Below are 25,372 nucleotides of genomic sequence, written 5' to 3'. Positions count from 1 at the left end.
GGATGGGGCGGAGGCTGCCGGCACTGGCCGCCGGGCGCACGGGAGTAAGGCGCCATGGGGAGGCAGTGCAACTGAGTTGGGGTCAGACATAGCGGGACAATCCGATGAAACGTTCGGCGGCAAAGACGATACCGATCGACATGAACGCCAGCAGCGCCGAGAGCGCGGCCACCGACGGGTCGTAGTTGATCTCCATATAGGCGATCATGTCGATGGGCAGGGTGCGCAGACCCGGCCCCGAGAGAAAGAGCGACACCGGCACCTGGTTGAACGAGGTGACGAAGCCGAGGATGAAGGCCGCCAGCACGCCGCCGCGGATATTGGGCAGCACGATCCGGCGGAAGGCGCCGAAACGAGTGCAGCCGAGCATCAGCGCGGCCTCCTCCATGTCGACGCGGAGGTTCTCCATGGAGGCGGAGACGACGCGCACCGCATAGGGCAGGATCAGCGCCGTATGGGCGAGAAACAGCGCCAGCCCGATCCCGACGCCGAGCGGGATGACAAAGTACTGCAGCAACGCCAGGCCCACGATGATTCCCGGCACGATGATCGGCGAGGACACGATCAGCTTGACCGTCTCAGCGCCGGGCACCTTGAAGCGGGTCATCGCATAGGCGGCAGGGACCCCCAGCACCAGCGCGGCCAGCGTGCCGAAGATGGCAAGGAACATCGAGACCCCGAAGCTGGCGCGGAAGCTCTCGACCTCGAAGACCTTGATGAACCACTTGAGCGACAGGCCCTGCGGCGGGAATGCGAGGTTGTTGCCGGCCGAGAGCGCGGCGGCGATGATGATGAGGAACGGCCCGATCAGGAAGGTCAGGGTCAGGCCGAGGATGATCCAGGTCGAGAGGCGGCTGTTCATCGCGATTGCCTCGCCGTGGCAAGCCGCTTGAGCAGCAGGTTGGCGGAAAAGCTCATGACGATCAGGATCATGGCGATGACGGAGGCGGCGACGAAATCGTTCGCCACGGTCACCCGCTGGTAGAGCAGGGTTTCCAGCATGAGCACCTTGGAGCCGCCGAGGATGGCGGGCGTGATATAGGCCGTCATGGAGCCGGTGAAGACCAGCGTGCCGCCGATCACCAACCCTTCGCGGGTGAGCGGGAGAATTACCTTCCAGAACACCTGGAGCCAGTTCGCCCCGAGGATACGGGCGGCCGGGACCGCGTCGCGCGGCATGTTCTCCATCGCCGAGACAAGCGAGATGATCATGAGCGGCAGGAAAAGCTGGAGCAGGCCTATGAAGACCGCGGTTTCGGTGAAAAGGATGCGGATGGGCGTCTCGATCAGGCCGAGATCGACGAGAATCTGGTTCACGAAGCCGGTGCGGCCGAGGATCACCAGCCAGGCATAGGTGCGCGCCACGGGAGAGATCATCAACGGCAGCGTCACGAGGCCAAACATGCGCCCGCGCGATGTGGGCGGCAGGTTAACGATGGCAAAGGCCGCCGCATAACCAATCACCGCCGACACCGCGGCGACGAGCGTGGCGAGCTTCAGTGTTCGGAAGAACACCGTCTGGTTGCGGGACGAGGCGAAGAACTCGCCATAGGCAGACAGCGACCATCCCGTTTCGGTCTGGAAGGCTTCTGACAGGAGGATGCCGACCGGCAGCAGGAAGAGCGCCGCGGCGAAGATCGCCGCGGGCAGGACCAGGGCCAGACCGATTGCCCGGTTTTCGAACATGGCCTTACTTCACGACCTTCGTGTTCCACTGCTCCAGCCAGCTCTCGCGTTCGTCGAGAATGGTGGCCGGGGCGAGCAGGTCGAGTTGCGACACGGTCTCGGCGCCGTAGGTCAGGTTGGCGGCGATGTCGTCGGAGACCTCGACCTCGGCATTCGCGGGGCTGTCGACCAGTGCGTTGGCGAGGGCTGCCTGAATCTCGGTCGAGAGCCAGAAGTCCATGAACTGCAGCGCCAGTTCCTCGTTGCCGTTGTTCGCCGTCATCACCATGACGTTCATGCCGCCGGTCTGGCCTTCCGCGGGCGTGGCCCAGGCCATCGGCAGGCCGTTGTCCTTGAACTGTCCCCAGGCGAAGCGCCCCACGGGAGCGGCCCAGATCTCTTCCTGCTGCATCAGCTGGGCGAGCTGGGAAGAGCGGACGTAGAAGGTGACGATATCGTCGGCCTTCTCTCCCACGGCCTCGATCGGCGCGGTAAGGTCTGCGCCGGTCTCGCCCATGGCCTTGCCCAGCATGTAGAGCGCGGGCGGGCCCTGGTTGGTGGTGATGTCCGGGAAGGCGACATTGCCGGCAAGCTCCGGCGACAGCAGGTCGGCCCAGCTGTCCACAGTGACCTTGTCCGAGCGGTAGACGATGGAGGTGGCATAGAAGGTGTAGCCAATGCCCATGTTGTCGCCGAGCGGGTCCTTCGCGATGTCGTAGAGCTTGTCGTAGTTCGTGAGCTTCGACACGTCGACCGGCTGCAGCAGCCCCTTGCGCGCCGCGCCGAGCGCGTCGTGGGTCGACAGCACGGCCATATCGATCACGGGCGCGTCCTTGTTGGCTTCGATCTTGGCGATCCGCTCGATCGAGTTGCCGGTCTCCACGACGATCTCGCAGCCGCAGATCTCCTCGAACGGGTCGTAGACCAGTTCCTTGAACTCGTCCTGGGCGAAGGAATAGACCGAGATGGTCAGCGTCTTGTCCGCCGCCATCGCTGTGGCCGAGAGCGCCAGCGTCGAGGCGCTGGCCAGTGCAAGGGTCTTGATCATGTCGTCACATCTCCTTGTTGGGTTGTTTTGTTTTGCTTTGGGTCGTTCGGAGCCGGGCCGGTGGAGCCGCGCACCAGCAACTTCATCGGGATCAGGCGGGGAGCGGGCAGGGGGGCCTCGTCGAGCTGCAGCAAGAGATGCTGGACAGCCGCTGCCGCGATCTCCGGCATGTTCTGGGCAAGCGTTGTCAGCCCGGGCGTGATCTGCGCAGAGAAGCTGAGATCGTCGAAGCCGAGCACGCTGACATCGCCGGGCACCGACATCCCGGCGCCCTGCAGGCGGGTCAGGGCGGTCAGCGCGTGCAGGTCGGAGGTCGCGGCAAAGGCCGTCGCGCCCTCGCCCGCCAGCGCGGCGAAATCCGGGGCAGCCTCTTCCAGCCAGAAGACATCGGCCCGCGTTCCGGGCTCGAGCGCGGCCTCCATGCCGGCAATCCGGGCTGTCTGAACCGAGGAACGCCGGCTGTGGCCGAGCAGAACGAGACGTTTGTGGCCAAGGCCCTGCAGGTGCTCCACGGCCATACGTCCGCCCTGGAAATGGTCCGCGCAGACGCTGTTGCCCGGGGTCGCGGCGGAATCGATGATGGCGATGGGCAAGCTCAGGCTGCTGACCTGCGTGCCGCGGCAGGGCACGATGACGATGCCGTCTGCCCCGCGTTGTATCATCCGCTGCAGGGCTTCGGTCTGTGCGATTGGGTCGCCATGGGAATCCGCGATGAGGATGCCGTGGCCCGTGCGCGAGGCCGCCGCCTCGATGGCCTGCGCGAAGGCTGGAAACAGCGGGTTCGAGATGTCGGGCAACACCAGCCCCAGAACGCCGCTGCGCCCGGTGCGAAGCGCCCGGCCTGGCCCGCCGGGCCGATAGCCGATCTCGCGGATCTTTTCGCTGATCAGCTTGCGCGTCTCCTCCGACACTCGCCCCTTGCCGGACAGCACGTTGGACACCGTCGCCGTCGAGACGCCGAGCTGTTTCGCGATGTCTTTCAGTTTGGGCTGCATGGCGGGGCGGGATGTTCGGCTGGGGATGAAAAATCGTTTAACCAGACTAGAATCATCATCCGACCTGTCAACTTGGAGTTGTTAGCGTATGCTTAGCTCCCATGCTGCGATCCCCGGTGGCTCCCAGATCATTTGGAAAAGGATTCAGTGGCTTGGCGACCTGCCGCTCGCTGAAGATGGGTTCGCGGGCTTCGTTCTAAACCTCGCCCCTTCTTCTCTTGCCCAATTATTGTGCGCACTGCTCCGCCCTTTGCATTGCCTTTTTGCGGTGCGGCACGACGATTCCCGGAGACTCGATTTTCAGCAGATGGATCGCGGTTCCCGAGCCAGCGGAATCCCTGCCTGCACCTGTAGCGCAGCCGGGCTTTCGACCGTGCAGAGGTCCGGACTGGCCTCGACGTTTAGGGCCGTGCCGGTCCGGCCGTGACGAACGACCGCACCTAAACGTTGCCCTCCAATTGCCGACAACTACTGCGAAATGCCTGAAATTTCTGCGCTGCGACATTGCATATGCAGCAGGCGGCATGCCGGTGTGCACTGGCGGCGGGTAGCGCCCGGAGTCGGCATTCGTATATTTGTCGACAAGCCCCTGCAGTGCGCGTTCGCGGGTCCGTTCCCGAACGGTTGAGCGCTGCTCGCGTCCCTCAACAATCCTGGATATCCGACATGCCATCGAAAAAAGTCCTTTTCCTCGCCTCGGCCAACCTTGAAGCGGGCCTGACCTCCATGGCCCTGGGGCTTGCCCGGGCCTTGCAGCGCGAAGGGCTGAACGTCGCCTTCTCCAAGCCCATCGGCCAGGCGCCGCTCGGCGCGGGCGGAACGGCCGACCCCTCCATCTCCTTCGCCCGCGATCTCTGCAACTTGCCGGTCACCGGCTCCCTGCCGCTTACGCGGGCCTCGGACCTCGTTGCCGCCGGAGACATCGATGGGCTGATGGACGAGGTCGTCGACCTGATGGACGAACTCCACGGCGATTACGACGTGCTCGTGGTCGAAGGGCTGGTCGCGGTCGAGACCGACACCTTGGCACTGCCGGTCAACGCCGCGATGTGCCGGGCGCTCGGCGCGGACCTCGTGCCGGTGGTCAACGCCAACCGCCCGTCGGCCTCGGATATCGGATCGCTGGTCCGCCGCGTGGCCCGGCAGTTCGGAGGGAATGACGACACGCTGGATGTCGACGGCGGGTTTGCCGGCATTCTCGTCAACAAGGTGCCAGAAGACACCGATCCGGACAGTCTGCACGGCCTGATGCAGGCCGATCTCGGTCCGAACCTTCCAATCCTCGGAACCGTCCCATTCGACCCCAGCCTCTATGCCCCGCGACTTCAGGAGATGGTTGACGCGATGAACCTGACCGTGGTCAACGCGGGCGCGATGGAGGCCGGGCGCGTCAGCGAAGTCGTCGTCGCCGCGCGGTCGGTCGAACTCGTGCTGCCCTGCCTGGTTCCGGGGGCTCTGCTCGTCACCCCGGGGGACCGCGCCGACATCTGCCTCGCCGCCTCGCTCTCCTTCCTGAACGGCACCCGGCTCGCCGGACTGCTGCTCACTTGCGGCAGCCGGCCCGACGCGGTGGTGAGCGAGATCATGCGCCCGGCGGCCGAGGCCGGCCTGCCGATCTTCCTGGCCACCGATGACACCTACAACGTGGCCGCGCAGCTTGCGCAGCTCGATTGCCACGTCTCCGCCGACGACCGTCACCAGATGGAACGCGTCATTACGTCGATTGCCGACCGCATCGACGTGTCCGCTCTCCTGCCCAGGCTTGGGGCCGCGACCAAGCCGCTGCTGTCTCCCTCCGCGTTCCGCCACCAGCTGGTGCAGCTTGCCCGCTCGGCGGACCGTCGGATCGTCCTGCCCGAGGGCGAGGAGCCGCGCACCATCGAGGCGGCGATCAAGTGCGCCCAGAAGCAGATCGCCAATTGCGTGCTGCTGGGCGACCCCGACGCCATCGCCGCCAAGGCCGCCAAGCTGGGTCATGCGCTGCCGTCGAACCTGGAGATAGTCGATCCGGCCTCGATCCGCGCGCGCTACGTCGCGCCGATGGTGGAGATGCGCAAGCACAAGGGGCTGACCCCGGAGCAGGCCGACGCGCAGCTGGAAGACACGGTGGTTCTCGGCACCATGATGGTAACCGCGGGCGACGTGGACGGGCTGGTGTCCGGCGCGGTCCACACGACCGCCGACACGGTGCGGCCGGCGCTTCAGCTGATCAAGACCAAGCCCGGCGCAAAGATCGTCTCCAGCGTGTTCTTCATGCTGATGCCGACCGAGGTGCTGATCTACGGCGACTGCGCCATCAACCCCGATCCGTCGGCCGAGGAACTCGCCACCATCGCCATCCAGTCGGCGGAAACTGCGATCGCCTTCGGGATCGAGCCGCGGGTTGCGATGATCTCCTACTCGACCGGTGGATCTGGCATTGGCTCGGATGTCGAGAAGGTGCGGGATGCGACGCGGCTGGCCCAGAGCCTGCGCCCCGATCTGCTGATCGACGGCCCGTTGCAATACGATGCCGCCTCCGTCGCCAGCGTCGGTAAGCAGAAGGCGCCGGACAGCGCGGTCGCGGGCCGGGCGAATGTGTTCATCTTCCCCGACCTCAACACCGGCAACACGACCTACAAGGCGGTGCAACGCTCTGCCGGCGTGGTCAGCGTCGGTCCGATGCTGCAGGGCCTGCGCAAGCCGGTGAACGACCTTTCGCGCGGCGCACTTGTCGAGGACATCGTCTACACCATCGCCCTGACTGCCATTCAGGCCGCCGCGCCGGAGGTGCCGGCCGTCTCCGTCGCCGAAGCGATCTGAGTGTGCGCCCCGTCTGGAGCCATCCGGGCGGGGCCAACCCAGACGCGATAGCGCAATTTGGTAGGCGTTCGGCCGCCGCCCTCCCGCCTTCAGGGGCGTCGGTTCGTATGATTGCGCAGGGTGGCCCCGGTAATGCGCCGCCGCGAGGAAATGGCTCCACACGGACTTCCAGCCACCCACCGAACTCTTGCAAGCACCGTGATCCGACCGGTTAGCCCTTCGTGGCGGGTCCGGCAGCCGAGGGGGCGGATTCCAGTTCCCCGAGGGTCTCGCGCAGGGTCTCGACCTCGTTCAGGTGGTGAATGCCCCGGTCTTCGAGTTCGGCGGCGGTCTCGGTCGCCAGCATCCGCATCAGCGTAAGCGCCCCGACATAGGAGTCGATGGGCAGGGGCGTCTCGACGCTGCAGGTGAAGGTCCAGGTGGCGAAGGCCGGGGCTTCGCGCAGGCTCTTGTCGGCGATTAGGATCACCCGCGACTGGCGTTCTGCGATCAGCCGGATGATCTGACTGAATCGCGCCGGGCGCCTGCGGAACCCGACGACGACCGCGATGTCCTGCGGCCCGAGGCCGGCGATCCCTTCGGCGATCGTCTGGCCGTAGAGACCGAGGGGCGCAACATCGTGGCGCAACTGGGCGAGCTGGGCGGTCAGGTAGTCCGACAGGAAACGGCTGTTGCGAAAGCCCATCAGGCGGACCTGTCGGGCACCCGCAATCGCCCGGGACGCCTCCCGGAGGGCGCTGGCATCGAGCCGTGCCAGGGTAGCTTCGATCAAGCCGGCCTCGGTGCGGAGGAGATCGGCATGTGGCTCGCCGCCCGTGCCGCGCGCGGAGGTTTCCTTCATGAACAGGGGCGAGCCGGTTTCGCGCAAGGTGCGGGCGTCCTGCCGGGCCTGTTCGAAGCTGCGGTAGCCCAACCGTTGCACCAGCCGGCTGACCGTCGCGTTGGAGACCTGGGCATGTCCGGCCAACTCGGTGGCGGTCCAGACGGGCATCTCGGCGGGCGCGTTGAGGATCGTGTCCGCCACCCGCCGCTCGCTGTCCGGAAGTGCGGCGTAGGCCTCGTGGATGCGGCGCAGAAGGGATCCCTGTGTGGCTGGTTCGCTGGTCATGTGCTCTTCGCTCGTTGTCTGTGCAGGTTTTCGCGTTTGCGCGCCGGCTGCAAACCGGTGTTCGCGCGGCCGCGTCAATTGGCAGGGGCTGCAGCCAATCTGCACCGGTCGAGTCGGAGCTGCGGCTGGAATAACCGGCCTGTCTGGCTGGCAGCCTCCGCGGCGATGCGTTGGTTTTTGGGCATCCGCTTGCCCGGGGCGGCGCATTCTTGGGCACTTGCGGAATGTATGGGGATTTTCATGATTTGATATTATGTGAAAAATGAATTTCATAAAAGACTGAGGGTGCTCGACTTTCCGGCCACAGAACGAAAGGACCGACCATGTACCGCCGAGACCTCCTCAGGACCGCCCTTGCCGGGGCCGCGCTCGGGGCGCTTGGCCCCGCCTCCCGTGCCTTCGCCGCGACCGACATCCTCTGGATGACGTGGGAGAACCTCGCCAAGGACGACTACCTCGCGCCCTTCTTCGCCGCCAACGACGTGGCGCTGACCAAGACCTTCATCGGCACCGATGACGAGCAGTTCGCCAAGCTGCGCGCCGGTGGTGCGTCTTCGGTGGACCTGATCACGCCCGGTCTCGACAAGGTGGAGTTCTACACCGCCTCCGGCCTGCTCCAGCCGATCGATTTCGACAAGGTGCCGAACGCCGCGTTGCTCTATGACACCTTCAAGAAGACGCCGCTGGGCAAGGTCGATGGCGAAACCTACGGCATCCCGTTCTACTGGGGCATCAACCCGATCGTGTACCGGGCCGACCTTATGGACGAGGAGCCGGACTGGTCCGTGTTCTTCGAGGGCGACAAGTACAACGGCAAACTCGCGATGCGGGACTACGCGCTCGAGGGCATCATGATCGCCGCGATGTACCTGGGCATCCCCGAGAGCGAGATGTTCGATCTCGACGACGCGCAGCTGGCCGAGGTCAAGAAGGTCCTTATGATCCAGAAGTCCAAGCTTCGGACCTACTGGAACTCGATCGGCGACCTGACCAACCTGTTCGCCACCGGCGAAGTCGTCTGCGCCTTTTCCTGGGTGCCGCCCTATTACGACCTGCGGGCCAAGGGGATCGACATGGGCATGGCCAAGCCCAAGGAGGGCGTGATCGGATGGTGCGATACCATCGCGGTGCCCAAGGGCGTGGAAGGCGAGCGGCTCGACGCGACCTTCAAGCTGGTCGACTACCTGCTCGGCCCGGACTACGGCAAGATGCTCGCCGTCGGCGGTCCCTATGCCCAGTCGACCTCGGCCGCGCGCGACATGCTGAGCGCCGAGGAGCAGGAGAAGATCTTCATCAGCGATCTATCGATCATGGACAGCTTCGTCTGGAAGAAGAACCCGCCGCGCTACAACGAATGGGTGGCTCTCTGGAACGAAGTGAAGGCCAGCTGACATGACGACGCCTGATCTTCGGGCAGAGACGGACGGGGGCGGGCGCGCGCAGCGCCCGCTCCTCGAAGCCAAGGGGCTCTACAAGAGCTACGGCGAGGTCGACGCTGTCTCCGGCGTGGATTTCGCGCTCGACGGCAACAGCTATGTGACGCTGCTGGGGCCTTCGGGCTGCGGCAAGACCTCGATCCTGCGAATGATCGGCGGTTTCGAGGAGATCACCTCCGGCGCGCTGACCCTCGACGGTGCGCGTCTCGATGAGATCCCGGCGGCGCGGCGGCCGATCAACACGGTATTCCAGAGTTACGCGCTCTTTCCTCACCTGTCGGTGCTGGACAACGTCGCCTTCGGGCTGAGCTATCGCGGCATTCCCAGGTCGCGCATCCTGCCCACGGCGCTGGAGGCGCTCAAGACCGTCCGTATGGAAGCGATGGCCGACCGTCGGCCGCGCCAGCTCTCGGGCGGACAGCAACAGCGCGTGGCGCTGGCCCGCGCCATCGTCAACGAACCGCGGCTGCTGCTGCTCGACGAGCCGCTTTCGGCGCTCGACCGGCGGATGCGCAAGGACATGCAGATCGAGCTGAAGGACCTGCAACGTCGCCTCGGGATGACATTTCTGCATGTCACCCACGACCAGGAAGAGGCCTTCGCGCTCTCCGACCGCATCATCGTCATGCGCAACGGCCGGATCGAGCAGCAGGGAAGGCCGGACCATATCTACGCCCGCCCGAACACCGCCTACGTCGCCGATTTCATCGGCGGGGCGGTCTGCGTGCCGGGCGAGGTCGTCGACCGGCAGGCGGTCGACGTGATCCTCGACACGGCCTTGGGCCGATATCAGATTCCGGGCGCGCCACCACTCACGGCCGGCATGGCAGCAGTGCTGTGCCTGCGTCCGGAAAACCTCTTGCTCGCCGCCGACGGCATGCCGGCCCGCGTTACCTATTGCGTCTATCGCGGCTCGGACTGGATCGTGGAATGCGAGAGCGCGGGCCAGCTCCTGCAGGCCACGGCACTCGACACGCCGCCGCCGCCGGGCTCGGATGTGAAGCTGAGCTTCGATCCCGCCCGCGCCTGGGCGGCAGCGGCAGAACAGGGCGTAATCGCATGAGGGGCCTGCCGGGACAGATTGGCACCTGGCTGGCGATGCCGGTGGTGGCGGCGCTTGTCGCGCTCTGCCTCGCGCCGCTGCTGATCCTGCTGGCCTACAGTTTCTTCCAGGTGGATTTCGTCGCCATCTCGCGCGATCCGACCTTTGCCAACTACGTCAAGATCGCCGGCTCCGAGACCTACCGCGGCCTGATCGCACGCGCCTTCGGCTCCGCTCTTCTCGTGGTCGCGATCACCGCCGTCATCGGCTATCCTGTCGCCTGGTTCATCGCCAAGCGAGTGACCGGGGCGAAGTCCACCCTGCTGACGCTTTTGCTGGTGCCGCTCTATTCCGGCGACCTGGTGCGGATCTTTGCCTGGCGGGTCCTGCTGGGAGCGGAGGGCGCGATCAACCGCACGCTCATGTGGCTCGGGCTGACCACCGAGCCTCTGGCCGGGTTGCTCTTCAGCCCGCTCGCGACCCATATCGCGCTGACCTACAATTACCTGCCTTTCATGGTGATCGGCCTCTGGCTCGCCTTCGAAAGCCTCGACGACGCCTGGCTCGAGGCGGCGGCGGATCTCGGCGCGCCCGCGGCCGACCGGTTTCGCCGCGTGACGCTGCCGCTCACCTCGCCGGGGCTGATCGCGGGCGGGCTGATGGTCTTTGTCATGGTGGCAGGCGACTACCTGACGCCGCAACTGCTTGGGGGCGCGTCGGGCATCACCATCATCTCGGCGGTCAACGACCTCTTCGGCACCGCCTTCGACTGGCCGCTCGGCTCGGCCATCGCCTGGACGATGCTGGCGATCCTGATGCTCTGCTTCGGCGTGGGTGCGCTTGCGATCCGCCGCACCGCGCTCGTTTCGGAGGGCGTGTGATGTCCCGGCTGGCAACGCTTTGGGTCTGGCTGGTATTCGGTTTCATGTATCTGCCGATCGCCATGATCCTGCTGTTCTCGCTGAACGCATCGGACGTGATGGCCTTCCCGCTGCGCGGCTTCACGACGGAATGGTACGGCGCGATCCTCGCCGATGGCCGGCTCGGGGGCGGTTTCCTCACCACGCTCCTCGTGGCCTTTCCGGTGGCGATCCTGACCACGCTCTTCGGCGCGGCGGCCGCGCTGGCGCTTACGCTTTACCCGGTGCGGGGCACGGGGCTCTTCGTTGCGGCGTTGCTGATGCCGTTTCTCGTGCCGCGGCTCATCCTCGCCGTCTCCCAGCTCATCCTGTTCAAGGATGCCGGGATCGACCGCTCGCTCTGGACGGTCATCGCGGGGCAGTCGATCATCATCCTGCCGTTCTCCACCCTGATCATCGTCTCGGTGCTGATCAGCATAGACCGGCGTCTGATCGAGGCGGCGGCGGACCTGGGTGCCTCGGGCTGGTCTTGCTTCCGCCGGGTGGTGCTGCCGCTGATGGGCAACGGGCTTCTGGCCTCCTGGGTGATCGCCTTCGTGCTGTCCTCTTCCGAATACGTGCTGACGGCGTTTCTTTCGGGGCGGGAGCAGCCGCTCTCGGTGCTCGTCGCCTCCGATTTCCGTTTCAACCTCTCCCCCAGCCTGAATGCGCTTGCCGTGCTGATCGTGCTGGGAAACATCGCGCTCGTCGTGCTCGCGGAAAGCATCCGCCGCAGGTCGGGGCGCACGAACTGACGGGCAGGACCAAATGCAGGACCCAATCAAGTATGCCAACAGCCTCGGGCAGGGTGCGACGACCGAGATCGTGTTCAACCGGCATTTCAATCCGGGCGCCGACTACAGCAACAAGCAGGCCGCCGTTCTGAACGATGCGGCCTTCGAAACTGCCCGCTCCACCATCTCCGCCTGGCCGGGCTACGCGACGACGCCGCTTCTTGGCTTGCCGGGGATCGCGGCGGAGGCAGGCGTTGCAGCGCTGCACTACAAGGACGAGGGCGGGCGCTTTGGGCTTGGGAGCTTCAAGGCGCTCGGCGGTGCCTATGCCGTGTTGCGCCTTTTGACCCGCGAGGTCGCCGCGCGGAAGGGGATCGACGCGCCGCAGATCGAGGAGATCCTGGCCGGCGTCCATGACGACGTGATCTCGACCATCACCGTCTGCTGCGCGACCGACGGCAACCATGGCCGTTCGGTGGCCTGGGGGGCGCGGATCTTTGGCTGCAAATGCGTGATCTTCATCCACGCCACGGTTTCGGAAGGGCGCAAGTCCGCGATCGAGGCCTATGGCGCCGAGGTGCGTCGCTGCGCCGGGAATTACGACGACAGCGTGCGCGAGGCCGACGAGACGGCAAGGGCCGAGGGCTGGTTCGTTGTCTCCGACACCTCCTACCCCGGCTACACCGAGATCCCGAAGGACGTGATGCAGGGCTACGAGGTGATGGCCGCCGAGGCGGCGGAGCAGCTCGACGCAGGGCCCACCCATGTCTTCGTGCAGACCGGTGTCGGCGGCGTGGCCGCCGCGGTCGCCGCGCAGCTCCGCCGCCGCTACGGCGGGGCGCAGGCCCCCCGCGTTATCCTGGCAGATCCGGAAGACAGCGCCTGTTGGCTGGAGACAATTCGCAACGGCGAGCCGACCGCCGTCACCGGCGATCTCGACACGCTCATGGCCGGGCTGGCCTGTGGCGAGATTTCTCTGCTGGCCTGGGACGTGCTGAAGCCGCTGTGTTTCGCCACGATCTCGGTGGCCGATGCCGATGCGGTCGCCTGCATGCGCCGGCTGGCGGAACCTGTGCCGGGGGATCCGGCGATCGTGGCGGGGGAATCCGCGGTGGCCGGTTTGGCCGCGTTTCTCGCCGCCGCCGGGAATGCCGAGGCGCGGGCGGCCCTTGAGCTCGACGCGGCATCGCGGGTCCTCGTCTTCGGGACTGAGGCCGACACCGACCCCGCGCTCTACGAGGAGCTTGTCGGGAAGAGCGCCGACGCGGTGAGGGCGGGCGCATGAGGATCGAGATCAACACGGAACGGCTGTTGGCGCGGATCGAGGCGCTCGGCCGGATCGGCGCGCTCCCCGGCGGCGGTTGCAAGCGGCTGGCCCTGAGCGCAGAGGACGCGGCGGGCCGCGCGCTGGTCACCGGCTGGTTCTGCGACCTGGAACTGGACGTCCACACCGACGTGATCGGCAATTGCTGGGCCATCCGGTCCGGCCATAAGGATCTGCCGCCCCTGGTCATGGGCTCGCACATCGACACGGTCGCGACCGGCGGGCTCTATGACGGGGTACTCGGCGTGCTCGGCGGGCTCGAGGTGATCGAGAGCGTCATCGACGCCGTCATCGAGACGGAACATCCTCTGGCGGTGGCCTTCTTTACCAACGAGGAGGGCGCGCGGTTCGCGCCGGACATGATGGGCTCCGGCGTCAGCCAGGGCGCGCTCGATCTCGAGGAGATGCTGGCGAAGGTCGGCATCGACGGGGTGAGCGTGGCCGATGCGCTCGACGGGATCGGGGCGCGGGGCCGTGAGCCGGTGAGCGCGCTGGCGCCGTGCGCCTACCTGGAGTTGCACATCGAGCAGGGGCCGGTGCTGGAAGCCGAGGGCACCGAGATCGGCGTGGTCACCGGCGTCCAGGGCATCTCCTGGACCGAGTTCGCCATCGCCGGCCGGTCCGCCCATGCGGGCACGACGCCGATGGCGCTGCGTCAGGATGCCGGGGCCGTCGCTGCCGGGATCGCGATAGAGGCGCGGGCGATCGCGCGGGACTTCGGCTCGCCGCAGGTGGCCACGGTGGGGCGGATGCGCTTTGCCCCGGATATCGTCAACGTGGTGCCGGAGGAGGCGGTGCTGACCGTCGATCTGCGCCACACCGACGACGCGGTGTTGCAGGCCGCCGAGACACGTCTCTTCGATACCGCCGAAGCACTTGCCTCTGACGAAGGTTGCACGATCACCCGGCGGAGCCTCGCCCGGTTCGAGCCCGTTTCCTTTGATCCCGACCTCGTGGGCCAGATTGCCGAAGGCGCCAAAAGGCTCGGTCTGAGCCATCGACGGATGCCATCGGGCGCGGGGCATGACGCCCAGATGTTCGCGCCCAACTGCCCCGCCGCGATGATCTTCGTGCCCTCGAAGGACGGGATCAGTCACAACATTCACGAGTACACCGCTCCCCATGACCTCGCCAACGGCGTCCGCCTGCTGGCCGAGGTGGCGCTGGCCCGCGCCGGCGTGGTGAAACCGGAAGGACAGACCGCATGAGCCGAACCCTTGTCGCCGCCACGGCCCAGCTTGGCCCAATCGCCCGCGAGGAGCCGCGCTCCTCGGCCGTCAACCGGATGATCGCGTTGCTGGAAAAGGCCCATCGACGCGGCGCGGAACTGGTGGTCTTCCCCGAACTCGCGCTCACGACCTTCTTTCCGCGCTGGTATATCGAGGACGAAGCCGACCTCGACCGCTTCTTCGAAACCGAGATGCCGGGGCCCGAGACGGCGCCCCTCTTCGAGGCTGCGCGGCGGCTTGGGGTGGGCTTCTACCTGGGCTATGCGGAACTGGTCCGCGAGGGCGGGGTGAAACGGCGGTTCAACACCTCGATCATCGTTAACCGGACCGGCGAGATTGTCGGCAAGTACCGCAAGGTGCACCTGCCGGGCCATTTCAACCCGGAGGAATGGCGCCCGTTCCAGCACCTGGAGAAGCGCTATTTCGAACATGGCGATCTGGGGTTCCCGGTGTTCGACGCCATGGGCGGCAAGCTCGGCATGTGCCTGTGCAACGACCGCCGCTGGCCGGAGACGTTCCGAGTGCTGGGCCTGCGCGGCGCGGAACTGGTCATGCTGGGCTACAACACGCCGCTCCATTATCCGCAGGCGCCCGAGCACGACCACCTGCAGGATTTCCACAACCACCTGAGCATGCAGGCCGGCGCCTATGCCAACGGCTGCTGGGTGATCGGCACCGCAAAGGCCGGGCGGGAGGAGGGATGCGACCTGATCGGCGGCAGCTGCATCATCGCGCCCACGGGCGAGATCATCGCCCGCACCCAGGGGCTGGGCGACGAGATCTCGGTTGCGGAAATCGACCTCGACCGATGTAGCGAGCTACGCAAGAACGTGTTCAACTTCGCCCTGCACCGTGAACCGGGCGATTACGGACCGATCTGCGCCGGTGCCGAGGAGCGCGCTGAGGCTCGCGCGCGGATCACCGAAGAGAGCCGGTTCACGGCCCGGCGCTGAGCAAAGGAAGGGTGCCGATGGCGTCGCGCTGGGGGTGAGGATTGCTCAGCCGAGACCCCGCAGCACGCCTTGTGCCCAACGCCTCGAGGCCTCGCCAAAGCAGTCGTGCAGGGAATCCACCGCGATGACGCTCCCGAGCGCCAGTCGCCCGAGCAGGCACAGCCCGTCGCGCACCGATCCGTCGCGTCCGATCACCTGACCCTCGGGGTTGATCGACGCCGCGAGATCGTCCCCAGCCGCGGTAAGGTGCCCCTTGGACACAAGGTCCGATATGAGCGGGTCTCTGACGGTCGCGAGGTCCGGCGACGGCAGGACCGCGTCAATCATCACCGAGACCTCGGCGCGCCGCCCCTTGCTCTCGAGCTTCCACCCTGCGTCGCACATCTCGATTTCCGGATCGGTGGCGAGGTTCAGGTCTGCCAGTCCCGCCTCGACCAGCGCCGCCATCTCGCGCGCGGAGGACACCGGCGGGCCGTAGGAGTATCGTTTCAACCCCTCGTCGAACCCGATCAGAAGGCGCGCCGTTTCGGGCGACGTCTGCGCGGGATTGAAACCCGCCCGGATCTTGTCCTGCCATTTGCGCCAGACCTGTCCGACGGCATAGCCGATCGTCGGCGGCTCTGTCCCCTCTGCAAGGGCGATGCCGTGGTGCAGCATGTCGAGCGGGCCACGGGTTTCCTGCGTGCCGGCGGCGTCCCATTCGGTCTGCAGCCAGGCGGCGACGTCGAACGCCCGGTCAGTCGCCCCGATCTCTGCCAGGATGCGCGAGGCCACGGGTGCCAGCGCTTCGGTGACGCGTTGTCTTGCGCTCTCAGGCGCCGCTTCGGCGGCCTCTTCGATGGCCATCGAGAACGCCCGCGTTTCGCCCTCCAGCGGGGTGAACCACGCATCGATCGCCTCGGTCTCCGGCTTGGGAAAGGGCGGCTTGCCGTCGAGTGAGAAGGGTACGATCCGCGCGGGCTCGCGTCCGGACGGGATGTATCGCCCATCGCGGAACACGCCGCCCTGCGCGGTGGTCAGGCAGCGCAGCACGTCATAGGCCGAGAGACCCATGCCGCGAATGCCCACCGTCTTTCCGTTCCAGCCTCCGGCCGCCTCGATCAGCCGTGTCGCCGGATAGGCTTGGTGCACCTCGGCCATCGAATGCGCGGCGTGGTCCTGCCAGCCGGCCCATTGCTCGTCTGGTGTGACCGCCGGCTGGCCCGGTGTCAGCAGGACCTCGTCGTAGGGCGCCGGCCGCGCGCCTTTCGCCTGCACTCGCCAGCCATCGGGCGCGCGGGTGAGCCCTTCCACGGGCTCGGGGATCAGGGTGATGGACAGGGCCTCATGCGCCAGCAGCTCCCCTAGCCGGACCTGAAGGTAGCGGCCGAGGTCCGACCGGGTGGGGAAGGTGTCGGGCTCGGCGTCCTGTGCGAGCCAGTCCGCGAAGTCACCGCAGCGGGAATAGCCGGGTGGGCGGATGGCGATATCCCGGATCGGAATGTTCAGCAGGCAGAGCGGGCTTTCGTCCGGTGCAAAGTTGGGCCCCGCGCCGGGCGCCGGGAACGGGTCGAAGACATCGACCCGGATTGGGCCGGTTCCGGCGGGGCAGCCTTCAGCCAGGGCTTCCAGCGCGCCGAGTCCCCGAGGCCCGAGGCCGATCACCGCAATCCGTGCCGTGTCACCAAACCTGTTCAATGTCGCGTCCCTCTGCTGCGTATTGCCCGTCCGACGATGTGAGGCTCTTCCACCCGCTGACCAAGGCAACGCTTTGAGAACGGGTTTTGTTCAAAGGCCGGTCCAGACCCGTTCGGGGCGATCTGTTACGTTTGGTCAAGCCCTCGATGGGGTGCTCGGCCCGGCCCGCATACCTACATGACGATCAGCTCCGCTGTCCTCCCGGCGGAAAAGGTCAGATTTGAAAGGAACTTGCCCGTGAAAGCTGCAGTCCACGATACCTTCGGTGATCCCGCCGAAGTCCTTGTCGCCCGTGACGTCGACGCGCCGAAACCCGGTGCGGGCGAGGTGCTTGTTCGAATGAAGCTCTCGCCGATCCACAACCACGACCTTTGGACGGTGCGCGGCAACTACGGCTACAAACCCGAGTTGCCCGGCGCCATCGGTGGCACCGAGGCGCTCGGCACCGTCGAGGCTGTGGGCGAGGGCGTCGATGCCGCGATGGTTGGAAAGCGGGTTGCCGTCGCCGGCGTGCATGGCACCTGGGCGGAGTTCTTCACGGCGCCGGCCGGAACCATCCTGCCCTTGCCAGACGCCATTCCCGATTCCGCGGGCGCTCAGCTGATCGCCATGCCGTTCTCGGCGTTGTCGCTGCTCGAGACGTTGCGGGCGAAGGAGGGCGACTGGATCGTCGAGACGGCGGCCAACGGCGCGGTGGGCAAGATCATGGTCTCGCTCGCGAAGGCCCGGGGCATTCACCTGCTGAACCTGGTGCGCCGGCCCGAGGCGGCCGAGGAGCTCCGGCAGATCGGGGCGGAGAACGTCCTGTCGACCTCGGAGCCGGGCTGGCTGGACCGCGCGCGCGAACTGGTCGGTCCGGGCGGGGCCGTCTCGGCGATCGACTCGGTTGGGGGCGAGACGGCGGGCGATCTCGTCGAACTTCTGGGTGAGGATGGCGAACTCGTCGTTTTCGGGACGGCCACCGGCGCCCCGATGCCGCTGTCTTCGGGCGCGCTGATCATGAAGCACATCACGGTCAAGGGGTTCTGGGGCGCGCGTGTCAGCCGCGAGATGGATCCGCAGATGCGCATGCGGTTGATCGGCGAACTCGTGACCCTCGCCGCAAACGGCAAGATCGCGCTGGACGACGGTGGGCATTTCGCAATCGAGGACATTGCCGATGCCGTGAAGGCGGCGCTGACGCCCGGGCGCGGCGGCAAGATCATGATCCGTCCGTGATCGTCGCGACGCACACTCTTCGGTGCCATAACGGAGGGTGGGCCATGGCCGCGTCGCGTGACCAGTCGCGCGCCCGAAAATGGTCGGGGTATGCGCGCCCATCGACGAAATCAAACTGATCGTCTCTGAGCTTGCCGATGCCCTTCCCCCGTCATCGGGCTGAGCGAGGTAACCGGCAGCGAGGGACGCCACTGAGCCAGCCCATGCGGCAGGTATCCCAGTCGCTCGTGCTGCGCGACGCGTCAAGCCGAATTTGGCTGGAAAGGCCGAGGAGGAAGCTTGACGCGTTGCCCCGGATGGAAAGGCACCGCAGAGGGAACCGGCTGTGCCCGGATTGCCCGTCGCCCGACTGAGTGTCAAACGGCTGCGAAACTTCGGTGGATGGATGCGCTTCGGCTTCCTGTTCCTGACCGCCGCCCGTGCCATCGAAGGCAGTCTCGACAACCGGGAAGGTCAATACCGTTTGCCCTCGAGGCGCTCGGCTTCAGGTCGCTCCAAGTCGGGGATAGTCGATGTAGCCCTCCGCACCGGGTGTGTAGAACGTCGGCCGGTCATAGGGCGTCAAGTCGGCGCCGAGACGGAGGCGTTCCGGCAGGTCGGGGTTGGAAATGAAAAAGCGCCCGAACGCGATGGCGTCGGCCGCTCCCTCGGCAACCATGGCTTGCGCGCTGTCTCCGTTGAAGTTGCCCGCCGCGATCAACGCCCCGTTCCAGATCGGGCGATAGAGCCGGGCGGCCGACGGCACGCCCTGATGGTCGACATCCTTCTGGCCCGCACCGCTGGCGCGTGGCTCGATCAGGTGAAGATAGGCAAGGCCGAGCTTGTCCAGTTCACCGATCAGATGTGCGTAGAGCGGGAAGGGATCATCCTCTCCGCTGTCATTGGCAATGCCATAGGGCGTCAGGCGGATTCCGACACGGGAGGCGCCGACGGCGTTTGCGACGGCTTGAGTGATTTCCACGACGAGCCTGCAGCGCGCTTCAATCGAACCGCCATAGTCGTCGGTTCGGCGATTGCTGCGAGACTGTAGAAACTGTTCAAGCAGATAGCCGTTGGCTGCATGGATCTCGACGCCGTCGAAGCCGGCCGAGATCGCGCGCCGGGCCGCGGCAACGTAGGCGTCGACGAGCCTAGGAATGTCACCCGTCTCTATTTCCCGCGGCGTCGGGCAGGGCACGCGTCGCCGGTCCGGAAGCACCACATCCACATCCGCGCGGACCGCAGAGGGTGCGAATGGCGCGCCACCGTCCGGCTGATAGGAAGGGTGCGAAAGCCGTCCCATGTGCCAAAGCTGCATGACCCCGAGGCCGCCCTTCGCGTGAATCGCCTCGGCCACCTTCCGCCATGCGTCCTCCTGCTCGGCCGTGTAGATGCCGGGCGTGTCAGGGGCCCCCCTCCCGGACTGTGAGACATGGGTTGCTTCCGTTATGATAAGGCCGCCGGCGCTTGCCCTCTGGCGATAATACTCGACCATCATGTCGGTGGGGGCGTACTGCGGAGCAGCGGCGCGCATCCGTGTCAGCGGCGCCATGATCACCCTGTGGCCCAGGCTGAGATCGCCCATGTCCAGCGCCGAGAAAAGATCCGTCATCTTAGCAATAGCCTCTCAATCCGGCCCGAGGATGTGTTCCCGGCAGACGCTATGCCCTGCACCGCGACATCGCAAGCTTCGGACCTGTGTGTACCTTGCATCGGAGAGCGGCCCGCAACTCATCATCTGGGTGGAACCGTGGCCCGGCTTGCACTACCACTGGGTTCGGACCGCTCAGTGGGGCAGACCACTGGAGCAAATCCAGACCCCGAGAACGAACGAACCGCTTTGCTCACGCCGCTCGCCGTTGTGGGACGTCGGATGACTGGGTCGGCCTTCCAGCCGACATGAGGAGGAAGAAGATACAATGCGAACAATCAGAAGCCTGGACGTGGAGGACGCCCGCATTCTCATCGCCGGGGCGCGCGAGAAGGCAGAAGAGATCGGCGTGCCGATGTGCATCGCGATCACCGATGAGGCCGGCAACCTGTTGGCATTCGAACGCATGACCGGCGGAAAGGTCACGTCGATCACCATCGCCATCGACAAGAGCTACACCGCGTCGGGCGCGAAGAAGGCGACCCATGAATATGGGGCCGCGAGCCAGCCGGGCGCGCCCGCCTACGGGATCGCTTCGGCGATCGGCGGGCGACTGATGGTGGTTGGTGGCGGTCTGCCTGTGCTGGACGGTGGCGACGTCGTGGGGGGCATCGGTGTCAGTTCCGGAACGCCCGCGCAGGACATGGAGGTCGCTCAGGCCGGCATCGATAGACTCGAGGCGCAACGCTAGACGCCCCCTGGGGCCGAGACCCGGCCATATCGCGTGCACATCGCGGTGTTGGGGTCAGCATGGAAACAGTTTGGGTGCGCTGCAGGGTATCGTTGGGTAACCTGCGGCGTGCCTGCACCTTTTGGCATGGTGAATCAAACGTCACCAGCGGTTTAGATGCGTTGTGGGCCTGCCGGCCTGCCAGTGTTTGTTCTGTAAGGATCCTGTTTATGTACGAGTTCGTCCCGTTGGTCGCGATGGTCGCTTTCTTTGCCGCGTTGATCGTTCCCGACCGCTGCCTGCGAGCCGATGCTCGGGCGCTCCTTGGCGCCACCGTTCCCTCGGTCGCCATCCCTGGTGCCGTACGCCGCCTGTTGGTCAGGCGCTGCTCCGCAGCCGGAGCGTGAGTCGGACATGGCCGGGATATTCGATAGACCGTCTTTGGGGTGCCAAGCGCCCTTGCGTGCACCATCCGCTCGGGGACGGGCGGGGCAGGAGCCCGGTGAAAGCGCGTATCGCAAGCTGCAGGGGATTGCCGGTCCGACCTTGGTCGAGACCTCCTTCGGCATGGTTCCCGCGCACCTGATCCGGAAGGGAGATCCGGTGCATGTCGGTAAGGGGCGCTTCAAGCCCGTCCGGGCTGTGCGGACCTACCGTTTCGACGAGGACTTCCTCGAGGCGCAGCCCGAGGCGCGGCCTGTCGAGGTGGCGAGCGCCGCCTCGCATCTCCGGTCCGCTCCGAGAAAGCTTCATCTTGCGCCCGGCCAGCCGGTGCTCGTGGCCGGTGCGCGTTCGAGGGACGCGGTCCGCGTGGTGCCCGCCATCGACATCGGCAGGTATGTCGCTCAGGATCCTGCGTCCGCCGGACCGCTTACATATGTGCGACTGATGTTCGACAAGGAAGAATTTGTCCCGATCGAGGGTATCGGACTGCAATGCGCGGGGCCTGACGCCTAGGGCGGATCCGATCCTGCAGATTGGCGCAGCAGGGTCATGATCGGGCGGCGGGTGCCTTGGTGCCTCGCCGTGCTACATCTCGGATAAGGTCGGTGGGAACTCTGTTGGCCCCCTGAAGAGGAGCTGGAGGTGCACGAAGCACCCGACGTTATTGATGATCTTCGCTTCGAACCGCCTGTGGCGACGGTGGGAACCCGCTGGGCGCTGGTCTCCGACCGCGTGATGGGAGGCGTCTCCGCCGGTGAGATGTCTCGCGAGCGGGTGGTTGGCCGGGACGCGATCCGCCTTACGGGCGGCGTCAGTCTGGAGAACAACGGCGGTTTCCTGCAACTCGCGCTCGACCTTGCGACGGGCGGGGAAGCGGTGGATGCGCGCCGCTGGACCGGGCTGCGGCTCGACGTGTTCGGCAACGATCAGGACTACAACCTGCACCTCCGCACGTCGGACATCCGTCGCCCGTGGGAATCCTTCCGTCACGCCTTCCGAGCCACGCCCGACTGGACGACGGTCTTCCTGCCCTTCGCGGAGTTCACCCCGCACCGCACGGAGCAACCGCTCAGGCTGGAACGGCTGCGCAGGATCGGCGTGGTCGCCATCGGGCGAGCCTTCGAGGCCGACGTCGCCATTGCGGATATCCGGTTCTACGGCGGCGGTCGGCCGGAAGCATGATCGCCCGAAAATGCCGGGTTGCATCGGTGCGGGCGGCTGCGATGGTGGGGGTAACAAGACAATCCCAGGGCCGTGTACGATGCCGATTGCCAGAGAAATGACGCCTCGATCCAATGCCATCCGCCGGCTGTTGCTGGCCGTTCTCCTGATGGCAGCCGGGCCCGGTATGGCCCAGGACCGAGCGCAGGTCGCGCAGCAATACCGCACGTGGCTCGAGCAGACGGTGTGGCCGCGGGCCAGCGCGAAGGGCGTCAGCCGCGGCACGTTCGAAGCGGCATTCGACGGTGTGAAACTGAACTGGGACTTGCCGGACCTCGTCCCGCCCGGATCGAAGCCGGCGACGCCCAAGCGACAGCGGCAAGCGGAGTTCGGCTCGCCCGGACGTTACTTCAGCCGCGGCGCGATCGATGGGGCGACGTCGGTGGGCAGGGATATGGCCCGTCGCCATGCCGCCACGCTGGCGGCCGTCGAGAAACGCACCGGGGTTCCGGGGCGGATCATCCTGGCTGTCTGGGGGCGCGAGAGCGGATACGGTCGTGTGGACATCCCGCACGATGCCTTCGAGGTGCTCGGCACGAAGGGCTTCATGAGCACCCGGGCGGGGTATTTCACCGAGGAGCTGATCGCCGCGCTGGTCATCGCCGAGGAAGGCCACGTCTCGGCCCGCTCGATGAAGAGCAGCTGGGCCGGCGCGCTTGGCCAGCCCCAGTTCATGCCGTCGAGTTTTCTCGGTTACGCCGCCGACGGCGACGGCGATGGGCGCGCGGATATCTGGGGGTCCGAGGCCGATACCATCGCGTCGATCGGAACCTACCTCGCTCGCCACGGCTGGGATGCCGGCCGGGACTGGGGCTTCGAGGTCGTCGTGCCGCCCTCCGTGTCCTGCACGCTGGAGGGCCCGGACCAGGGGCGCCCGATCCGGGACTGGGAGAGCATGGGAATCGTGCGGGTCTCCGGGCGCCCGTTTCCCGAGGCCGAACGTGGGGCCGAGGGGTTCCTGCTGATGCCGGCCGGGCGCAACGGGCCGGCCTTCGTCGTGACACCGAACTTCTACGTTCTGAAGGATTACAACATGAGCGATCTCTACGCGCTCTTCGTCGGTCACATCGGGGACCGCATCCAGCACGGGATGGGGGATTTTGCCGGCCGTTGGGGCGAGGTCGGCGGTCTCTACCGGTCGGACGTGGCCGAAATGCAGCGCGCGCTGGAGACAGAGGGCCATGACGTCGGCGGCGTGGACGGGCTGCCGGGGTTCAAGACACGCCGTTCGATCGGTCGGTGGCAGGAGGCATCGGGGCGTCCGGCGACCTGTTTCCCGGAGGCATGGATGAAGGACAGTCTTCGCCCTTGAGCGGACCATGCGATCCTCGGTCAGAGGGTATGCGCCGGTTGCTGCGAAGGTTCGGGAGATCGGGTATGATTGCCAGCGGGCGCACAGGGACATGGGAGGTGGATCGGATGCGGAAGCGATTGATCGTGGCGGCTTTGCTGGCCGCGGGCGGGGTCTCGGCCCAGGAGCCGGACCCGGAACTCGGGCGGGACATCTACATGTCCTATTGCGCGCAATGCCATGGCTTCGACGCGCAGGGCGTGGGTCCGATGGCGGAGATACTTTCCGTGGTCACGCCGGATTTGACGGGCCTTGCCGCGCGGAACGGGGGCGCCTTTCCGACCGACACGGTGGCGATGAAGACCGACGGGCGGACGCCGCTTTTGGCGCATGGCGGCGACATGCCGCTCTTCGGACAATTCTTCGACGTGGGTGAGAGCGTGCTTGTCCGCCTGCCGAGCGGACAGTCCATGATGATGAGCCTGACCCTAGCAAGTGTGGTGGCCTATCTCGAGACGCTGCAGGCGCAGTGACCGGTCCCGGCGGTCGTCCGGCGGTTACGGGTCGATCAGAACGCTGCCTGTCACTTCCACACCGTCGTCGGTCAACTGTATCGCGAGGATCTCCCCCGACCGGGTGCCGCGCCCGGTCAGCGCCGAAATGTTGACTTGGTGCGAAACGAGCAGGATATGCCCGTCGGATTGCGCGATCAGGTCAAGTGCCTCTCGCGTCTGACGCTCTCGTGTCGAGAAATCCTCGAAGAAGGAATTCAGGACGGGTGCATCGGAGACGGGGCCGACATCGAGAAGTGCGGCCGTTTCCCGCGTCCGGCACCATTGGCTCGTGAGAACCCGATCGAAGGTGATGCCACGCTCGCGCAACGCCTCTCCGATCATCCGCGCCTGCTCGCGCCCGCGCTCGTCCAGGTTTCGCTGCGTCGCGCAATCCCCGAGGGTAAATGCCGCCGGATCGCCGGTGCCCGGAGCGAGGGCGTGGCGCATGACGGCAATGGAGCCCGGCTCGGTCAGGGCATCCCAATCGTCGGCGCTTGCCATCGAAGCAAAGGCGCATAGGGCGATGACGATATACTTCATCTTCGGTTCTGCCGGTCGGGTCTGTGCAGCCACTTTGACGGTGACATGTTCATGCCCCGCCGGCCCTTGCGGCCGACGGGAGCCGGTTGGACGGGCTCACCCTTGGAGCTGGTCTCCGAGGAACTGCGAAAAGGCCTCCCAGCTCGCGGCGTCCGCGCGTTCCTGGTAGCGGTCCGAGCCGAACACCGTGAACGCGTGCGGCGCGTTGGAATAGACCTCGATCGTGTAGGTGTTGCCGGATTCCTCGAGTTCCGTCGCCAGCGTGGCGACATCCTGCATGGTGATCGACGTATCGGCGCCGCCATGCAGCACCAGAAGCGGCGGCTCGTCGCCGTTCCATGACTGTCCTTCCGGAGTGTTCAGGCCACCGTGAAAGGTTGCGTAGCCGCGGGCCAGATCGCCCATGTCGCTGCGCGCCATTTCGAGTGCGACCGCGCCACCGAAGCAGTAGCCCTTCACCACCATCTCATCGACGCTGGAGCGCTCGCGGGCCTGTTCCACCCCGGCCTGCAGCAGGGCCCTCATGCGCTCCCGATCCTGGTAGAGCGCGCCCGTCGCGGCCCGCCGGTGATCGACCGTGTCGGTCGGGGTGTCATTGCCGAACATGTCCAGCGCAAAGGCGTTGTATCCCATCTCGGCCAGCATGTCGGCGCGCTGCCGCTCGTAGTCGGTCATCCCGTCCCAATCGTGCACGATGACCACGAGGCCCTTGGGATCGGCGGCCTCGGCCCAGTAGCCGGTGAAGGCTTCGCCATCGATGGTATATGGGACGTCTTCCGCCCAGGCGGACGTGGCGGCAAAGGTGGATGCCAGAATGATCGTTGCAGCGCGCATGTTTCCTCCAATCCTCTGTGCCGCGATCCGCGGCGGTAAATCTTCGATGGACGGAGAG

At 66.3% G+C, this 25,372-nt stretch carries 23 protein-coding genes; 14 read left to right on the top strand and 9 right to left on the bottom strand.

Annotated elements, in window-relative coordinates; all coding sequences use genetic code 11:
* Positions 1-82: 82 nt before the first annotated feature.
* The 4 genes from ACFQ2S_RS24255 to ACFQ2S_RS24240 are packed head-to-tail and all read right to left on the bottom strand — an operon-like array spanning position 83 to position 3,708.
* Entirely contained in the window at positions 83-862 is a 780-nt protein-coding gene (locus tag ACFQ2S_RS24255) for an ABC transporter permease (protein WP_386079176.1), read from the bottom strand.
* Entirely contained in the window at positions 859-1,686 is an 828-nt protein-coding gene (locus tag ACFQ2S_RS24250) for an ABC transporter permease (protein WP_386079173.1), read from the bottom strand. The genes ACFQ2S_RS24255 and ACFQ2S_RS24250 overlap by 4 nt, the downstream gene beginning before the upstream one ends.
* Positions 1,687-1,690: 4 nt before the next feature.
* Positions 1,691-2,713 carry an ABC transporter substrate-binding protein gene (locus tag ACFQ2S_RS24245; protein ID WP_386079170.1) on the bottom strand — a complete coding sequence of 341 codons (1,023 nt, stop codon included), beginning with the start codon at positions 2,711-2,713 and terminating at the stop codon, positions 1,691-1,693.
* Entirely contained in the window at positions 2,710-3,708 is a 999-nt protein-coding gene (locus ACFQ2S_RS24240) for a LacI family DNA-binding transcriptional regulator (protein WP_386079168.1), read from the bottom strand. The genes ACFQ2S_RS24245 and ACFQ2S_RS24240 overlap by 4 nt, the downstream gene beginning before the upstream one ends.
* A gap of 666 nt (positions 3,709-4,374) precedes the next feature.
* Here ACFQ2S_RS24240 and pta point away from each other — a divergent pair.
* Positions 4,375-6,510, top strand: coding sequence for a phosphate acetyltransferase (gene pta / locus ACFQ2S_RS24235; protein WP_386079165.1), 2,136 nt, complete (start codon positions 4,375-4,377; stop codon positions 6,508-6,510).
* A gap of 211 nt (positions 6,511-6,721) precedes the next feature.
* Here pta and ACFQ2S_RS24230 read toward each other — a convergent pair whose 3' ends face one another.
* Positions 6,722-7,618, bottom strand: a complete 897-nt coding sequence (locus tag ACFQ2S_RS24230) for a MurR/RpiR family transcriptional regulator (protein ID WP_386079162.1) — start codon at positions 7,616-7,618, stop codon at positions 6,722-6,724.
* A gap of 323 nt (positions 7,619-7,941) precedes the next feature.
* On the opposite strand from ACFQ2S_RS24230, the gene ACFQ2S_RS24225 reads away from it, so the two are divergent.
* The 7 genes from ACFQ2S_RS24225 to ACFQ2S_RS24195 are packed head-to-tail and all read left to right on the top strand — an operon-like array spanning position 7,942 to position 15,235.
* Complete coding sequence (locus tag ACFQ2S_RS24225) at positions 7,942-9,009, top strand: extracellular solute-binding protein (RefSeq protein ID WP_386079160.1); 1,068 nt, start codon at positions 7,942-7,944, stop codon at positions 9,007-9,009.
* Between the two features lies 1 nt (position 9,010).
* Positions 9,011-10,117: an ABC transporter ATP-binding protein gene (locus tag ACFQ2S_RS24220; RefSeq protein ID WP_386079158.1), complete on the top strand. Its 1,107-nt coding sequence runs from the start codon at positions 9,011-9,013 to the stop codon at positions 10,115-10,117.
* Entirely contained in the window at positions 10,114-10,977 is an 864-nt protein-coding gene (locus ACFQ2S_RS24215) for an ABC transporter permease (protein WP_386079155.1), read from the top strand. The genes ACFQ2S_RS24220 and ACFQ2S_RS24215 overlap by 4 nt, the downstream gene beginning before the upstream one ends.
* Entirely contained in the window at positions 10,977-11,750 is a 774-nt protein-coding gene (locus tag ACFQ2S_RS24210; RefSeq protein ID WP_386079153.1) for an ABC transporter permease, read from the top strand. Before ACFQ2S_RS24215 ends, ACFQ2S_RS24210 begins: the two co-directional genes overlap by 1 nt.
* 13 nt (positions 11,751-11,763) lie before the next feature.
* Entirely contained in the window at positions 11,764-13,014 is a 1,251-nt protein-coding gene (locus ACFQ2S_RS24205; RefSeq protein WP_386079150.1) for a diaminopropionate ammonia-lyase, read from the top strand.
* Positions 13,011-14,261 carry a Zn-dependent hydrolase gene (locus ACFQ2S_RS24200; RefSeq protein ID WP_386079148.1) on the top strand — a complete coding sequence of 417 codons (1,251 nt, stop codon included), beginning with the start codon at positions 13,011-13,013 and terminating at the stop codon, positions 14,259-14,261. Before ACFQ2S_RS24205 ends, ACFQ2S_RS24200 begins: the two co-directional genes overlap by 4 nt.
* A complete protein-coding gene (locus ACFQ2S_RS24195) occupies positions 14,258-15,235 on the top strand; it encodes an N-carbamoyl-D-amino-acid hydrolase (RefSeq protein WP_386079145.1) in 978 nt (325 codons plus the stop codon). Before ACFQ2S_RS24200 ends, ACFQ2S_RS24195 begins: the two co-directional genes overlap by 4 nt.
* 45 nt (positions 15,236-15,280) lie before the next feature.
* On the opposite strand, the gene ACFQ2S_RS24190 is transcribed toward ACFQ2S_RS24195, so the two are convergent.
* Complete coding sequence (locus tag ACFQ2S_RS24190) at positions 15,281-16,912, bottom strand: FAD/NAD(P)-binding protein (protein ID WP_386079142.1); 1,632 nt, start codon at positions 16,910-16,912, stop codon at positions 15,281-15,283.
* Positions 16,913-17,149: 237 nt separating this feature from the next.
* Here ACFQ2S_RS24190 and ACFQ2S_RS24185 point away from each other — a divergent pair, with 237 nt between their 5' ends.
* Entirely contained in the window at positions 17,150-18,130 is a 981-nt protein-coding gene (locus ACFQ2S_RS24185) for a zinc-binding dehydrogenase (protein WP_386079140.1), read from the top strand.
* Between the two features lie 484 nt (positions 18,131-18,614).
* Here ACFQ2S_RS24185 and ACFQ2S_RS24180 read toward each other — a convergent pair whose 3' ends face one another.
* On the bottom strand, positions 18,615-19,721 hold the full coding sequence (locus tag ACFQ2S_RS24180) for an alkene reductase (protein WP_386079138.1): 1,107 nt from the start codon (positions 19,719-19,721) through the stop codon (positions 18,615-18,617).
* A 307-nt stretch (positions 19,722-20,028) separates the two neighbouring features.
* On the opposite strand from ACFQ2S_RS24180, the gene ACFQ2S_RS24175 reads away from it, so the two are divergent.
* The 5 genes from ACFQ2S_RS24175 (at position 20,029) to ACFQ2S_RS24155 (ending at position 23,919) form a co-directional block, all read left to right on the top strand.
* The gene (locus tag ACFQ2S_RS24175) at positions 20,029-20,451 is read left to right on the top strand and encodes a GlcG/HbpS family heme-binding protein (RefSeq protein WP_386079136.1); all 423 of its coding nucleotides are present in this window, start codon (positions 20,029-20,031) and stop codon (positions 20,449-20,451) included.
* Between the two features lie 438 nt (positions 20,452-20,889).
* Positions 20,890-21,387 carry a Hint domain-containing protein gene (locus ACFQ2S_RS24170; RefSeq protein WP_386079133.1) on the top strand — a complete coding sequence of 166 codons (498 nt, stop codon included), beginning with the start codon at positions 20,890-20,892 and terminating at the stop codon, positions 21,385-21,387.
* 129 nt (positions 21,388-21,516) lie between these two features.
* Positions 21,517-22,056: a CIA30 family protein gene (locus ACFQ2S_RS24165; protein ID WP_386079131.1), complete on the top strand. Its 540-nt coding sequence runs from the start codon at positions 21,517-21,519 to the stop codon at positions 22,054-22,056.
* A 148-nt stretch (positions 22,057-22,204) separates the two neighbouring features.
* Positions 22,205-23,407 carry a lytic murein transglycosylase gene (locus ACFQ2S_RS24160; RefSeq protein WP_386079382.1) on the top strand — a complete coding sequence of 401 codons (1,203 nt, stop codon included), beginning with the start codon at positions 22,205-22,207 and terminating at the stop codon, positions 23,405-23,407.
* A gap of 107 nt (positions 23,408-23,514) precedes the next feature.
* Positions 23,515-23,919: a c-type cytochrome gene (locus tag ACFQ2S_RS24155; RefSeq protein ID WP_386079128.1), complete on the top strand. Its 405-nt coding sequence runs from the start codon at positions 23,515-23,517 to the stop codon at positions 23,917-23,919.
* 24 nt (positions 23,920-23,943) lie between these two features.
* Here ACFQ2S_RS24155 and ACFQ2S_RS24150 read toward each other — a convergent pair whose 3' ends face one another.
* Entirely contained in the window at positions 23,944-24,480 is a 537-nt protein-coding gene (locus ACFQ2S_RS24150) for a histidine phosphatase family protein (RefSeq protein WP_386079125.1), read from the bottom strand.
* 96 nt (positions 24,481-24,576) lie between these two features.
* Positions 24,577-25,314 carry a dienelactone hydrolase family protein gene (locus ACFQ2S_RS24145; RefSeq protein WP_386079123.1) on the bottom strand — a complete coding sequence of 246 codons (738 nt, stop codon included), beginning with the start codon at positions 25,312-25,314 and terminating at the stop codon, positions 24,577-24,579.
* Positions 25,315-25,372: the final 58 nt, after the last annotated feature.

This window comes from Tropicimonas aquimaris, from assembly GCF_042676185.1.
GTDB lineage: Bacteria > Pseudomonadota > Alphaproteobacteria > Rhodobacterales > Rhodobacteraceae > Tropicimonas > Tropicimonas aquimaris.
The sequence above is the reverse complement of the archived record's forward strand: the minus strand, read 5'-3'. Positions and strand labels throughout refer to the sequence as shown.